We start from the raw sequence: 14,131 nt of genomic DNA on the forward strand, positions 1-14,131 counted from the left end.
TAAAGGGACAAACGCCGGAATTGGCTAGGGTTGTAGATCAGAACGCTGATCCGCTCTGCTTGCCCATCTTCCTTAAAATTGTAGCCAATGGGCAGAATCCGGTGAACGCAGATTGTAAAAGATTGAGACCTACAAATGCGGTCAAGAAGAGCCAGTAGGGGTGGTGGTAGTGTGAAAGCACTACACTTAGAAGTATTACCACACCTGCAAAAGCGAGAACAATTCGGTCGATATTCATGGATTTGCCTCTAAACTATCTATGATTGTCCAACAATCACATCTGGAAAACTTGGATCAGGATGTGTGATGTATGGATTGAGCCATCGCAGAGAGTGTCTGCGATAAAAATTGGACGCAATATTAGCACTATCTAATATTTAGTCAAGGACATCATCCACTATGACCCTGGACCATGAAGATTCGGATCTGCAGGAGCGCTTGATAGGGCGATTGGTTAACTGTCCGGCATGTTTTGGCCATCCTGAGGGCAAGGTCGAGCATATCGAGACCCACATCTCACATCTGCTGTTGGTGGGGGAGCGGGTGTATAAGATCAAGAAGCCACTCGATCTCGGTTTTCTGGACTTTTCAACCCTGGAGAGGCGCCGTCAGTGTTGCGAGGAGGAGTTGCGACTCAATCTTCGCCTGGCACCAAACCTCTATCTCGGCGTGGTGGGTATAGGCGGTACGCTTGAGCGTCCCGTGATCAATACCGATGAGGGCGTGATCGAGTACGCGGTAGAGATGCGCCGTTTCCGTCAGCAGGACCTGCTCAGCCATGCCCTGCCTGACAGGGACGCCATCGAACGCCTGGCTAACATCATGGCCGACTTCCATCAATCGATACCCTCCATATCCAACGGCATGCCCTTTGGCACACCAGATCATATCATTCGGCCAGTGCTGGAAAACTTCAGGCTGATACGGGGGTTGAAACAACCTCTGTTTGAGATAGAGCGACTCAATACCCTTCAGACATGGTGCGAGCAACAAAGTATCGTACTGCAACCGATCATGGAAGAGCGCTATTTTGCCGGGCATATTCGTGAGTGCCATGGTGACCTGCACCTAGGCAATATCGCTATTTTCGAAGATCAGATAATCCCCTTCGACGGTATCGAGTTCAATCCGGGATTGCGTTGGATAGATACCCTCAGCGATATCGCTTTTCTGCTCATGGATCTGCAGCATCGTGGTATGAATCACGCCGCCGATCTACTCTTGAACCGTTACCTGGAACGGACTGGTGACTATGCCGGTCTGCCGTTGTTGCGATTCTATCTACTCTATCGTGCCATAGTACGCGCCAAGGTCAGCGCCATACGGGCCATGCAGTCGGGCTTGCACCATGAGGAGTGGGAACAACAGTTGGATGAGTACCGCAGTTTTCTCAATCTGGCGGAGTCGTTGATACGTCACCCTCCCGCCTCTCTGATCCTGACCCATGGTGTCTCCGGGTCGGGGAAGAGCACCGTCAGCGGCTGGCTTGCAGAGCAATTGATGGCGATTAGGATTCGTTCCGATGTGGAGCGCCAGCGTCTCTTTCCAGATCAGGATGATGGTGATACTTCCACTCAGCGCTACAGTGATCGTGCAACCAGGATAACCTATAATCATCTGGCTGGAATGGCGAAACAGCTGCTACGCACGGGCTTTTCCGTGATCATCGATGCCACCTGCCTGGCACAGTGGCAGCGGGAGTTGTTTCAGCAGCTGGCGGAGAGTCAGCAGGTGCCGGTGGTGATAGTCGACTGTCAGGCAGAGGAGTCCCTGTTGATGGATCGGGTCCGGGAAAGGTGCGAGCGGGGAGGAGATGCCTCCGAGGCTGATCTCGCCGTGCTCAAGCTGCAGCTGCAAAAACGTGAGCCCTTGACCTCACTGGAGTTCGAAAGGACGGTCAGTATCGACAGCGAACATTTCCCACCTCCGGGATTGTTGGCCACTGTGCTGCAGCGGTTGATGAGATAGTGGTGGTTTCCACTACGAACAGTTAATAAGATAATTAGTATCTTTGTAATCGAGATCCACGTTTCAATCGGGTTTGAATATGCGTTTTCCCCATCTCAAAATCGGCCAACAATTTGAATATCAGGGTAAGCGATATACCAAGACCGGTCCATTGACAGCCTCTGAAGAGGCTACGGGTGAAAGTGCAATGATTCGGCGTTCGGCTGAGGTGACGCTTGTTGATGGCGCTGCATCCGGTATATTGGAAAAACAGGTGAAGCAGAGTTTCAGCCGTGAAGAGGTGATTGAATTGTGTAGGGGATATAGAACAAGACTGACTCAGGAATCACAAACAATAGCTGATGAAAATGGTTTCTTGCATCTCGAACAACTGCTTATATTAATCAAAGACGATGACCTGATTGAGTCAATACTGTAATTACCAGTCCCATTGCAACCAGTCGTTCCCTATCCCGGACAGACCGCATAAAGCACAAACTCGGTACCGATGATCGTGTAATAGTCGAAATAGAATCGGTATTCGGGGCACAGTGAATGCAGGTAGCGGGGGATCTCGATCATGTCGTCATACTTGTGATAGACGGAAATCGCCAGTTTTGGTTTGTGGGTGCGAATTGTTTTCGCCGCACCCTTTAGGGCACTCAGTTCAGCACCCTCGATATCCATTTTGATAAAATCGACGTGTTCAAGTGCTTCACGGCGGTAGAGGTCATCAATACTCAGTGTTTCAATCACATCTGCAAACTCTCCTTCAGCCCCCACCTGGCTTGCTGGCCCTTTGTCGCGATAGCTTAGCGGCAGGTCGGATCTCTCCCACAGTGGATGTTCGATAATATGGATCGCAGAATCATGCTGGGGGTTGAGATTAAGATTCTGTCGCAAGATAGCAACATTGGAAGGGATGAATTCGAAGACATAGACGCTCCCAGCGCCTTTTTCCGCAAAATATAGCGCCGTATCGCCCCAGCATCCACCTCCATCAATTACGATATCCCCCTTCTCGACACAAACATGATCCTGGTAACGATACTGCTCCAGCACGAAATCCACAAAGATGCCGTTTTGAAACAAAAACATCGAAACATCGAAGCCGATGGATCTCAAATCGTATAGATGCAGACAGCTTTCCCGGAAGTTCGCCTCGATTGTCAGGTCACCCTTACAACGGGCTATCTCAGCACGTTGCTCCCAAAATTCTGGGGTGTTTAAGGATAGCTTCACCTTCGTGAAACCAAGGATCTTATAGAGTAGGACTTCGATATAGCGCTTACGGCTTTGTGTGTCCCCCAACATTTCGTACATTGGCTCGAAGGCTTCGATATGTTCGAGAAAGTAGTCGCCACCGTGTATCGAGGGAAAGATTAAAGCACTTTGCCCACTGTTCAACAGTTCGGCAAGTTCCTCCTCCAGGGCCGAGCGTTCCTCTGCTTTGACAGCATAGGGCGAATTATGAGGTCGGATCTCAAAATCGAAATTATCCCGATGCTGATTACGGTAGTGCTGCCGCATCCCTTGCATCAATTGTTTGAAAAAATCACTCATAACTCTTTCCTCAGCTGCCGACGATTCCTTCATCCCAATAGGGCCGTTCCCCAAACAGCTCACGAAAATACTCGGCCAGCACCCTGACCCGCTGGGGTATGAAACGGCGGTTCGGGTAGATGGCATAGGCGGTTGCCTCAGGTATTTTGAAATTGCTGAGGATTGGCACCAGACGCCCTTCCAGGATGGTTCTATAGGCAATAAATGTGGGGGAGAGACAGATACCGTGACCGGCTGCGGCGGCCTCGAGGATGATCTGGCCGTTGTTGGACTGCATGCGATTCTCCACCCGTACCGTATGTGAAGTCCCCTGGTTGTCGATGAATCGCCATTTTTGCGGTTCCGGCAGGTTTGAATAGCAGAGGCACTGATGACCTGCCAGTGCTTGCGGTGTCTCTGGTGTACCGTAGCGGGCGAGATAGCCGGGACTGGCGCAGACCACTGCGCGGATCGGTGCCAGGGGCAGGGCAACCATGGTTGAGTCCTCGAGCCTCCCTATGCGCAGGGCCAGGTCCGCACCCTCCTGGATCAGATCGACCTGGCTGTCATTGAAATCCATGTCCAATATCACCCCTGGGTGTTTGGTCATGAAACTGTTCAAGGCGGGGGCTAGATGCATCACTCCGAAGGAGAGGGGGGCGGCAAGGCGGATGCGGCCGCTCAAGGCGTGCTGGGCGGTGGAGACCGACTGCTCCGCCTCCGCCAGATCTTCCAGCAGCTGAATCGCACGCGGATAGAAGGTGCGACCGGCGTCAGTCAGGGAAAGGCGCCGGGTCGTGCGCTGGATCAGCAGTGCACCCAGATACTCTTCAAGCTCCGAAACCCGTCGGCTGATGACCGACTTGCCTAATCCCAAGCGTTCCGCAGCCGCACTGAACTGGCCTGACTCGACCACGGCAACGAAGCTCTCTAAGCACTCTAATCGATCCATTGTTCTAAATTCTGCAACAGTGTTTCTTGAATTGTGGCCTTTATCTTCAATATTGACAATATAAACTAGACAATAACTGATTAAATTACTCAGCATTTATGCGAGGAGGCTGTCATGGAACAGCTTGTAAACAACAGACGAGGAATTAAGAGGGTCGTGGTTGGCCAAGAGACTTCCGATGGGGCCGGTGTACGCCTGACCCGGGTTATCGGCGGACCACAGCTACCCCAATTCGATCCGTTTCTACTCCTGGACCATTTTGTTTCAGATGATCCCAATGATTATATCGGAGGTTTTCCACCCCATCCCCACCGGGGCTTCGAGACCGTGACCTATCTCCTGGCCGGACAGGTGGAGCATCGCGACAATGCCGGCCATACCGGTCTTCTGGAGACGGGTGGCGTGCAGTGGATGACTGCCGGGAGAGGAGTGATCCACTCCGAGATGCCGCAGCAGCAGGATGGCCTGTTGTCCGGCTTTCAGCTCTGGGTCAATCTGCCTGCGAGTCAAAAGATGATCGACCCACGCTACCAGGAGTTCGATAGCCAGGCGATTCCACTGGAGGAGCGGGGTGATGGCGTCGAGGTGCGCGTGGTGGCGGGGCAAACCTCTCAACACACTACAGGACCAGTGAGTGAATTGGTGACGCCGGCACTTTTCTACGACATTACCCTGCCCGCCGGCAGCAGCTTCATCGAGCCTTTGCCAGAGCCCTATAATGGCTTTGTCTACCTCGTGGAGGGGGCGGTATCGATCGAGGGATCGAAACTGGAAGGGAGCACTCTGGCAGTGCTGGATCAGGGGGATAGTGTGGAAATAGCAGCGCAGGAATCGAGCCGGTTGCTGCTGGTGGCGGGCCAACCCCTGGACGAACCCATTGCCCGACGCGGTCCCTTCGTGATGAACAACGAGGCGGAACTGCAACAGGCCTTCAACGACTATCAGGAGGGCCGTTTCTGATGCGTCTGGCCAATGACAGGGAGAACTACGGCCTGATCGCCATTCTGCTGCATTGGCTGGTGGCCCTGGCGATCTATGGCCTGTTCGGTCTTGGACTCTGGATGCGCGAGCTGGGCTACTACGATGCCTGGTATCAGCTGGGGCCCTGGTGGCACAAAGGCATAGGCGTGATGCTCTTGTTTGTGCTGCTGCTACGCCTTGGGTGGCGTTTCATGACGCCGCGCCCCGATCATCTGCCTAGCCACAAGCCCTATGAAAGAAAGGCCGCAACCCTGGTGCACTGGCTGCTCTATCTGCTGATCATCACTGTCACGATCAGCGGCTATCTGATATCGACCGCCGATGGCAGGGGGTTGGAGGTGTTCGACTGGTTCGCCATACCGGCAATCCTGAGCGGTCTCGATGGGCAGGAGGATATCGCCGGCAAGGTCCACCTATATCTTGCCTGGAGCATCATTGTTCTCAGTCTGTTGCATACCATGGCTGCCTTGAAACACCACTTTATTGACCATGACCGGAGCCTCAAGCGCATGCTGGGGACCTGATTTAACCTGAGGAGAGATCGGGATGACTAAAGTAGCAATCGTTTATCACAGTGGCTTCGGTCACACCAAGTTACAGGCGGAGGCTGTGCATCGAGGCGCTGCGTCCGTCGCTGGTGTGGAGGCGGTGCTGCTCACCACGGAAGAGGCGAGTGCCGACCTGGACAGCCTCGATGATGCGGATGGAATTATCTTCGGTACGCCCACCTATATGGGGAGTATGTCGGCGGAGATGAAAAAGTTCCTCGAGACCGCCGCGGCCAAGTGGTTCACCCAGGCCTGGAAGGATAAGGTGGCGGGGGCCTTCACCAACTCCAGTTCCTACTCGGGGGACAAACTCAATACCCTGGTGGGCCTGATGATCAATGCCATGCAGCAGGGGATGATCTACGTCAGCCTGGGTATGCAACCCGCAGCCAGCGATCCGGATTCGATGAATCGCATCCAAGGACCCGGTCCAGAGGTGATGAACCGTATAGGTTCCTATATGGGACCGATGGCGGCCAGCTTTCAGGTCGATCCCGGTGATGCACCTTCGACAGGGGATATTGCCACTGCCGAGGCCTACGGCGCCCGGGTCGCCACCATCACGCAACAACTGATACGGGGAAGGGAAGCTGCTTGAGCAATGGATTGAAAACTAGCAACCATATGCAGTTAAACGAGCGGCTGAGAAAGACCACCATCAGCCGCGTAGAGCCTGCAAATATCTCGGTGTATTAAAACCCAGATTAAGAGACTGACATCTGCTGTGTTGAACCAGCTTAGTATCTCAGTTATCAGATCCTAAATTAGGAAAAGCGAAAGTAGTTGGTGTTTTGAACAAAATAACGAGGAGTACTACCCAAGTTTCACGCGACTGGCAGTCATCTTTCTACGCCGCCCCTACAGCACTTCTCTGCGCCCGAAGGAAGTGCCCTTGGGGTATGCTGGAGGGGCTACCGCGACGTCCCTGCCGCTGCTACGAAAGATGACCACCAACCGCTCCTTAACTGAAAGTTTGTTTCATTATTAAACAGATGGAGAAATCGATGAAAAACCTTTTAATATCATTAGTAGCTGCCAGCTTTGTTTTTACCACACCCCTTCAGGCGGAAGAGTATGTAATCGACACCAAAGGCTCCCATGCCTTCATTCAATTCCGCATCAAACATCTCGGCTACAGTTGGCTGATGGGCCGTTTCAACGAGTTCAGCGGCAGTTTCAGCTATGACGAGAAAAATCCCCAGGCCGCAAAAATATCTGTGGATATCAAGCCGGCCAGTGTCGACAGCAATCATGGGGAGCGTGACAAGCATCTGCGTGGCGAGGATTTCCTGTATGTGGATAAATACCCCAAGGCATCCTTCACCTCAACCGCCTTTACCGAGAAGGGGGATGGCAAGGCCGAGCTCAAAGGCGACCTCACCCTGCGCGGCGTCACCAAACCGGTGGTGATCGCGGTTCAACATATCGGTCACGGCAATGATCCCTGGGGCGGATACAGACGCGGCTTCTTTGGCACCACAGAGATTGCGCTTGGCGACTTCGGCATCGCCTTCGATCTGGGGCCGGCCTCGAAAAATGTCCAACTGGAGTTATCGATAGAAGGGATCAGACAGTAGTAACCTGGGCTGCCGCCTGACGCAACAGTTGTGTATCGGCGCCCGCCAAATGGGCCCCTTCGCTCAACACCCGGCGCCATTTTCTGGCGCCGGGTTGGCCTTGAAACAGACCGAGAATATGGCGTGTAATGCGATTGATCGGGGTTCCTTTCGCCAGTTCACTCTCGACAAACGGGATCAATGATTCGACCACCTGGTGTCGGCTCAAAGAGGTTTCAGACTCACCGAATATCAATCGGTCGGCCTGGGCCAGTATCCAGGGATTGTGATACGCCTCGCGACCGATCATCACACCATCCACCTGTTGCAGTTGCTCGCTTACCTGATCGAGACTGGTGATGCCGCCGTTGATGATCAACTCAAGCTGGGGGAAATCCCGTTTGAGGTTATGCACCGTCTCGTAGGAGAGGGGTGGGATCTCACGATTCTGTTTCGGGCTCAATCCCTGCAGCCAGGCCTTGCGGGCATGTACGATAAAGGTTTTACAGCCGGATTCAGAGACGCTGCCGACAAAGTCGCACAGTTCCTGGTAGCTGTCCCGATCGTCCACACCGATACGGTGTTTGACGGTAACATCGATGGAGACGCTGTCCAGCATGGCCTTGATACAGTCACCGACCACCTCTGGCGTTACCATCAGGCAGGCACCGAAGCGTCCCGATTGGACCCTGTCAGAGGGGCAGCCCACATTGAGGTTGATCTCATCATAGCCCCATTGACTGCCCAGCTTCGCGCATGCGGCCAGTTCTTGCGGATCACTGCCGCCCAGCTGCAGCGCAAGCGGATGTTCTGTGGGATCAAAATCGAGAAAGCGCGCCCGGTCGCCATGCAACAGGGCACCGGTGGTAACCATCTCTGTATACAGCACCACCTGTTTCGAGATAAGGCGCAGGAAATAGCGACAGTAGCGATCTGTCCAATCCAGCATTGGCGCAATTGAGAGTTTTCGATTGATCATACAACTGTTGTTTCAGTGACCGGTGTCTATTTTAACGGTCGTCTGCTTGGTTTCCAGTAGCCTGAGACTGAATATCAGCAACGTACCCACAGTCATGATTGCTGTCGCCAAATAGAGTCCGTCACTATAGCTGCCGCTACGCTCCGCAAGCAGGCCGGTGATGGCAGGGATAACAATCTGGGCAATGCCGTAGGATATGGTCATCTTTCCCATCATCTTGGCGGGGCGGGTAGGGTAATAGCGCCCGGCCATGGTGAGCACCAGGCTGACGATACCGATAGTCGTCCCCCCATACAATAATGCCCCGGTTATTGCCATCATGGGGCTGGGATCCAAGACAGGTAACAGAATTCCGATAGTTTGTAATAGAAATGCGATAAGCAGGGCGTTGAGATCACCTATTCGACGTGCCACCAGGTCCCAAAGGATAGAGGCGGGTGCCGCTGCCAGGCCAAGGATGAAGAAGCTCCAGGCGCCCAGGCCGGATAGCCCTGGCAGTTCATCGATAATCGCCACAATGAAGGTGGCGCTGACCACATAACCCGCACCGGCACAGAAGTAGGCGGCCATGAAGATCTGCTGAAAACGTCGGCTGGGTGGGGCGTCGACCATCACCTCGCCGCTGTGTGTCACCTGGCTGGTGTCGGGAGGGGGTAACCATGCCCACGCGGGTATGGCCATCAGGCTGCCCATCAGGCTCAGCATCAGCCACTGGTCTCGCCAGTCCAGGTGGTGACGCATCAGTTCAACCGCAATCGCACCAAAGGCGATACCCAGACCGACACCGCTGAAATGGATCCCCAGTTCACTGCGATAACCATGACGGATGAGCCAGTTGAGAATCAGACCGGAACCCAGCAGCAGTCCTGCCGCGCTGCTCAATCCGGCAATGAAGCGGTAGAAGGACCAGAGCCATATATTCTCTGTCAGCCCCATGCCCAATGTGGAGACAATGGCCACCACCAGGCCGATGCGGTAGAGACGGTCCTTGAGCACCAGGTCGCTGATCAGTGAGGCTGTGATTGCGCCACACAGGTATCCCAGATAGTTGACAGCCGTCAGCCATCCCCCCTCGGAGAGTCCAAGCCCCGCCTGTTCCAACATGATTGGCAGCAGCGGTGTATAGGCAAAGCGGGCGATACCGAGCATCAGGATGAGGCTGATGACACCGCCAGCCAATACCTTTAGGCGATCTGCCTGGTCAGGCATATTGGAGGCTCCTTTTGCAGCATATATAGGGTGAAACCATGGAGTTTGGCACCCTGGATGGTATTTTAGGGTGAGTGGCCGTAGGACTGGGTTGTACCTTAATGCCTATTTATGAATTGAACAACAGTCAATATCGAGACGAGCTGATAACTGAAAAGGTTGCACTGCATCTGGCTTATGTACCAATAGTAATGGCTAGGCATCGGAATACCCTTCCACTAAAGGCACTGGATACATCAATAGAGAGTGTCTTGGATAGGGTAAGGAGAATTACACCATAGCCACTGTTGAGTCTAATCTGCTTTCTCTTTGCGGTTGATCAGTTTGAAATTTATGTGATTATCCTCAAGATAGTTTTCCAAAGCGGTCTTGGTTTTATCGATGACGGTAGCCAGTTCATCCAGATAAGCCTGGCCATTGCGCCTAATCTCTTCACTCGACGATCTGTTCAGCTTGCTTGCCTTGTCAAAAAGGTAGATGGCGCCAATATTGCCGGCGGCACCTTTGATTGCATGTGCGTCATCGACGATCTGGGAGATGTCGTTAGCCTGGAGTGCAATTTCCATACGCTCGGTGCAACTGTAGACATCTTTGAGGAAGTGGTTTGCCAGTTCTTCGAAAAAGTTATCGCGTGTACTCAATCTGTTTAATTGGTCAAGCGTGTCCCTGTCCAGGTATTGCGGTTGTTTGGATGTGAATGGGGTTGTTTTACGAACCACCGTGTAATTGGCGGGAGCCTGTTCCGATATTTTGTTATCACTATCCGTCAGGCGGTGGATTTCGCTGATCAAAGCATGCATGTCGATTGGCTTTTGCAGATAGACGTCAGCGCCTGCTTCCTTACATTGCAGTTCTGCTTCATTCGAGATATTTGCGGTTAGTACGATGAAGGGTATGTCCCTTATCAAACCATACCCTGATTTGTATTCGCGGATAACGTCCAAGCCACCGATGCGGGGCATCTGCATATCGAGTATGGCTAGATCGAATTCAAAATCTTCGAATTTTTCCAACGCGCGCTCCCCATCTTCCACCAGTTCGACTTCATATCCGGCCTTGGTCAGCATCTCACCCAGAATCAGGCGGTTGACCGCGGTATCTTCAGCAACAAGAATCTTCAGCCTGTGCTGGCTTTGAGATTGATCCCAGCGATCGATTGCCTGTACACCCTCAGGTAGGCTGGTATCAAGAAACGCAGTGTGAATGGCGTTATAGAGCTGGCGTCGATTCTCCAGATCATGCACAACAGCATCAATTTCTGGCGGTATGTCGAATGGTTGGAATTTACCAACAGTGTCAATCAGTATCAGATGGGCCTGATTGATTGTTAATTCATGTAATTGTTGTATCAACTGCTCCAGGTTGTCACTTACGTGTTCAGCATCCAGCAGTAATAGAGGTTGTTGTTCAGTGAAAGAAGCTGTCTGAGTGATGAGTTCAGTCAACTCTTCAACTGTACTTGCCACATCATTGCCTATTTCCCAAAGTTTTAGTGGCTGGTTGATCCTATTATAGAATTTAAGGCTGTTGGTGAATGTAATTGTAGTGTGTCCAGTGTAGCGCTGTTCCTTTGCGGATTCCGGTATCTCAAGGGGAAGATCAAAATAGAAGCGAGAACCTTTTCCCAAGGTGCTTTCCACGTGGATGTCACCGCCCATTGCGTTGACCAACTCTTTGGAGATTGTCGTGCCAAGGCCGGAACCACCATATTCCCTGGTAATTGAATCATCGATCTGGTTGAAGCGTTGAAAAATGTTTTTCAAACCCTCTTCTGCAATTCCGATACCGGTGTCGATTACCTCAAATCTTAAGTTCAGCATAGAGCTCGTTGTGTGCAACGGATTGACTCTGATATCCACATAACCCTGACGCGTAAACTTGATGGCGTTGCCGACAAGATTGTTGAGTACCTGTTGGATACGGTGGTGATCTCCTAGCAGATTGAATGGAACTTCTGGGGAGATATGGGTCATCAAACTGATGTTATTCTGCTTGGCGATAGGTTCAAGGGATGCGCTGACGTTTGTCACCAGGGCATGCAGATCGAACTCATGAACTTCGATCTTGATTTCACCGGCATCGATTTTCGAAAAATCCAGGACGTCATCGATGAGGGTAAGCAGGTGTTTTGCAGAGGAGTGCATTGTGTTGACTTTCTTGGCAATCCTTTTAGTCAGATTTTCGGTCATCAACAGCTGAGATATACCGATGATACCGGTCAGCGGTGTGCGCATCTCATGACTCATGTTGGCAAGAAAACGCCCCTTTGCCTGATTCGCCGCTTCGGCAATGGCCTTGGCCTCTACCAGTTGTCCGAGAATTTTGGAGACGAAAATAGGTATGATGATGTTGGTAACGATCAAGCCATAACCCACCACTGGGTGAGCAATCCAGAAGGGGGTGGTATTGATCACCACCAGAAAACCTGAGGTCGAGAGCAACATGCCAAGATAGAGATAGTTGTTGCCAAATCGTGCGCCATATCCAACCGTGATCCAGAGCAGGACAGTAAACAGCGGTGCGCCGACCTCACCCGCGCCATACATGGCAAGACAGGTCATCATGTGGTCACCCAGCATGGTGACAGTCTTACGCAGCTTCGAACCCTGTTTGGCGAAAATAAACGAGAGTATTATGAGAAAAGAGAAAATTTCGTATCCAGCAGCCAGGTTGGTGGCTGTGGCATGAGTGCTGCCGAGAGGATTGGTCAGATCTGAAATCAGCAGATAGGTGAATACGATAAAGGTGAAAAAGAGTCGAATCAGTCCCTGCTCATACTCCAGGCGTGCCTCATCACTCAGTCCCTGGGAGATGAACGAGAGTCTGGGTAGTTTAAAAACCTCTTTCAACGTATTGCCTGCCATGGCTTTTATACCCCTAAGTGGCTGATTTTTAGTATTCCTGTTTCGTCTATTGTAACAATCAAGGCATTCTTTTGAATGTATATAGCTAATGGTTGCGACTGTAAACAGTAGAAATTTTACCCATAATAAGAATTAGTTTCCCATAAAAAGGTTAAATGACTAATTATATTGCGCAAGATCAATTACTTAAAGGATTCTACTTCCCAATGAAAGCTGAAATGGTTCACGATCACACTGTTTTACTAACTCAGTCTTTAATCATTTTACGAAATGCTGTTTCTATCATGTGGTGGCAGAGCCTAAGATAAAGCCACCATCGATTCAATTTTAATTTGCGGTGGGACTATAAACCTACAAAATACCAGACACCATGACATCTACCCATGAGGAAATGAAAATGCTCAAAGCCGTACCTACACAATCTCTATCAGAATTATCATTCGACACACTCAACATCCGCTATGACGAGAGTTATAAAACCCTTACTTTTGCCATGGATCCTGGCGCTATTCCCTGTTTTTCACCTCAGCTACTGAAAGATATCAATAGATTTCAAACATGGACGAGTGACTACCTCATCCGCAAGGAATTGAACACTGATATTGATTTTTTAATTTTTGGTTCAGATGTGCCCGGTATCTTCAATCTTGGTGGAGACCTGAAATTTTTTGTCGACATGATCACCTCAGGTGACAGAGAGACCCTGCAAAACTATGCAGAACTGAGCATTGATGTGCTGTATGCCAATTTCGTCAATCTCAACGCCGATGTACGTACCATCTCACTGGTTACCGGGACAGCGCTTGGGGCAGGATTCGAAGCAGCGCTATCCAGTGACTACATCATTGCTGAAGCTGGCACGATGTTTAAATTCCCCGAGGTTGTTTTTAATATGTTTCCCGGCATGGGGGCTTACTCTTTCCTATCCAGACGGATTTCCCCCGCACTGGTGGAACGGATGATTATCAATGCCGAAGGTTATACCGCAGAACAGTTGTATGAAATGGGCATTGTGGATGTGGTTGCAGAGCCTGGAGAAGGTGAGATGGCACTGAGATCATTCATCAAACGTCTCAATAAATCGAATATCACCAGGCGCTCTGTGATTAAGATGCGCAACCGGGTCCTGCCATTGGATAAGCAAGAGTTGCTGGATATTGCGAATGACTGGGTGGATGCGGCTTTCTCCCTCAATGATCGGGATATTTCTGCGATGTCAAGGCTCGTCAGGGCGCAAACAAAGATGATGAGGCAGCAAGAAACTAATGAGAAACCCAATGAATTGCCCATGCAGAGTCATGGCTAATGAGCGTGTTGGGTAGAAATAATTTGTTTGTTTAGCTAAAGGATAGTGGGGGACAAAGGATACTTATAAATATAATGGATTAATATAATTTGGTGTAATGGTACGGTGTGCTGGCCTCACCCCCTACACAGGGGGTGGAGGTTGGTGCAACCATAATTTATGAAGCTCTATTGGCAGCTCCAGGGGTGTACATATATCCTTATGTGCCGGTTGATGTGTGTACACAATCTGTTGACAGGTTAATTCC

General features: G+C 51.2%; 13 protein-coding genes. 7 read left to right on the forward strand and 6 right to left on the reverse strand.

The genetic code is table 11. The features are described 5' to 3' along the window. Positions 1–37: 37 nt before the first annotated feature. Positions 38–238, reverse strand: a complete 201-nt coding sequence (locus tag R2K28_RS08880) for a YgaP family membrane protein (protein ID WP_116447857.1) — start codon at positions 236–238, stop codon at positions 38–40. Between the two features lie 161 nt (positions 239–399). On the opposite strand from R2K28_RS08880, the gene R2K28_RS08885 reads away from it, so the two are divergent. Then, positions 400–1,968, forward strand: a complete 1,569-nt coding sequence (locus tag R2K28_RS08885) for a bifunctional aminoglycoside phosphotransferase/ATP-binding protein (RefSeq protein ID WP_316369262.1) — start codon at positions 400–402, stop codon at positions 1,966–1,968. Between the two features lie 73 nt (positions 1,969–2,041). Beyond that, entirely contained in the window at positions 2,042–2,386 is a 345-nt protein-coding gene (locus tag R2K28_RS08890; RefSeq protein ID WP_316369264.1) for a hypothetical protein, read from the forward strand. Between the two features lie 29 nt (positions 2,387–2,415). Here R2K28_RS08890 and R2K28_RS08895 read toward each other — a convergent pair whose 3' ends face one another. Both R2K28_RS08895 and R2K28_RS08900 read right to left on the reverse strand, forming a co-directional pair. Next, complete coding sequence (locus tag R2K28_RS08895) at positions 2,416–3,510, reverse strand: FkbM family methyltransferase (RefSeq protein WP_316369266.1); 1,095 nt, start codon at positions 3,508–3,510, stop codon at positions 2,416–2,418. Positions 3,511–3,520: 10 nt separating this feature from the next. Then, positions 3,521–4,441: a LysR family transcriptional regulator gene (locus R2K28_RS08900; RefSeq protein ID WP_316369268.1), complete on the reverse strand. Its 921-nt coding sequence runs from the start codon at positions 4,439–4,441 to the stop codon at positions 3,521–3,523. A 114-nt stretch (positions 4,442–4,555) separates the two neighbouring features. Here R2K28_RS08900 and R2K28_RS08905 point away from each other — a divergent pair, with 114 nt between their 5' ends. From R2K28_RS08905 to R2K28_RS08920, 4 genes are all read left to right on the forward strand, one after another. Continuing rightward, positions 4,556–5,401: a pirin family protein gene (locus R2K28_RS08905; protein WP_316369270.1), complete on the forward strand. Its 846-nt coding sequence runs from the start codon at positions 4,556–4,558 to the stop codon at positions 5,399–5,401. Then, positions 5,401–5,946 (forward strand): cytochrome b, encoded by a 546-nt coding sequence (locus R2K28_RS08910; RefSeq protein WP_316369273.1) that lies wholly within the window; start codon positions 5,401–5,403, stop codon positions 5,944–5,946. Before R2K28_RS08905 ends, R2K28_RS08910 begins: the two co-directional genes overlap by 1 nt. 22 nt (positions 5,947–5,968) lie before the next feature. Further along, on the forward strand, positions 5,969–6,568 hold the full coding sequence (locus tag R2K28_RS08915; protein WP_316369275.1) for a flavodoxin family protein: 600 nt from the start codon (positions 5,969–5,971) through the stop codon (positions 6,566–6,568). A 406-nt stretch (positions 6,569–6,974) separates the two neighbouring features. Further along, a complete protein-coding gene (locus R2K28_RS08920; RefSeq protein WP_316369277.1) occupies positions 6,975–7,547 on the forward strand; it encodes a YceI family protein in 573 nt (190 codons plus the stop codon). On the opposite strand, the gene dusA is transcribed toward R2K28_RS08920, so the two are convergent. The 3 genes from dusA to R2K28_RS08935 form a co-directional block, all read right to left on the reverse strand. Continuing rightward, positions 7,537–8,505: a tRNA dihydrouridine(20/20a) synthase DusA gene (gene dusA, locus R2K28_RS08925; RefSeq protein ID WP_316369279.1), complete on the reverse strand. Its 969-nt coding sequence runs from the start codon at positions 8,503–8,505 to the stop codon at positions 7,537–7,539. The genes R2K28_RS08920 and dusA overlap by 11 nt on opposite strands. Before the next feature lie 12 nt (positions 8,506–8,517). Further along, entirely contained in the window at positions 8,518–9,714 is a 1,197-nt protein-coding gene (locus R2K28_RS08930; RefSeq protein ID WP_316369282.1) for a YbfB/YjiJ family MFS transporter, read from the reverse strand. A 293-nt stretch (positions 9,715–10,007) separates the two neighbouring features. Then, on the reverse strand, positions 10,008–12,578 hold the full coding sequence (locus tag R2K28_RS08935) for a hybrid sensor histidine kinase/response regulator (protein ID WP_316369283.1): 2,571 nt from the start codon (positions 12,576–12,578) through the stop codon (positions 10,008–10,010). 397 nt (positions 12,579–12,975) lie between these two features. Between R2K28_RS08935 and R2K28_RS08940 the strand changes: the two genes are divergently transcribed. After that, positions 12,976–13,884, forward strand: a complete 909-nt coding sequence (locus tag R2K28_RS08940; RefSeq protein WP_316369286.1) for a crotonase/enoyl-CoA hydratase family protein — start codon at positions 12,976–12,978, stop codon at positions 13,882–13,884. Positions 13,885–14,131: the final 247 nt, after the last annotated feature.

It is taken from the genome of Candidatus Thiodiazotropha sp. CDECU1 (assembly GCF_963455295.1).
GTDB lineage: Bacteria > Pseudomonadota > Gammaproteobacteria > Chromatiales > Chromatiaceae > Thiodiazotropha.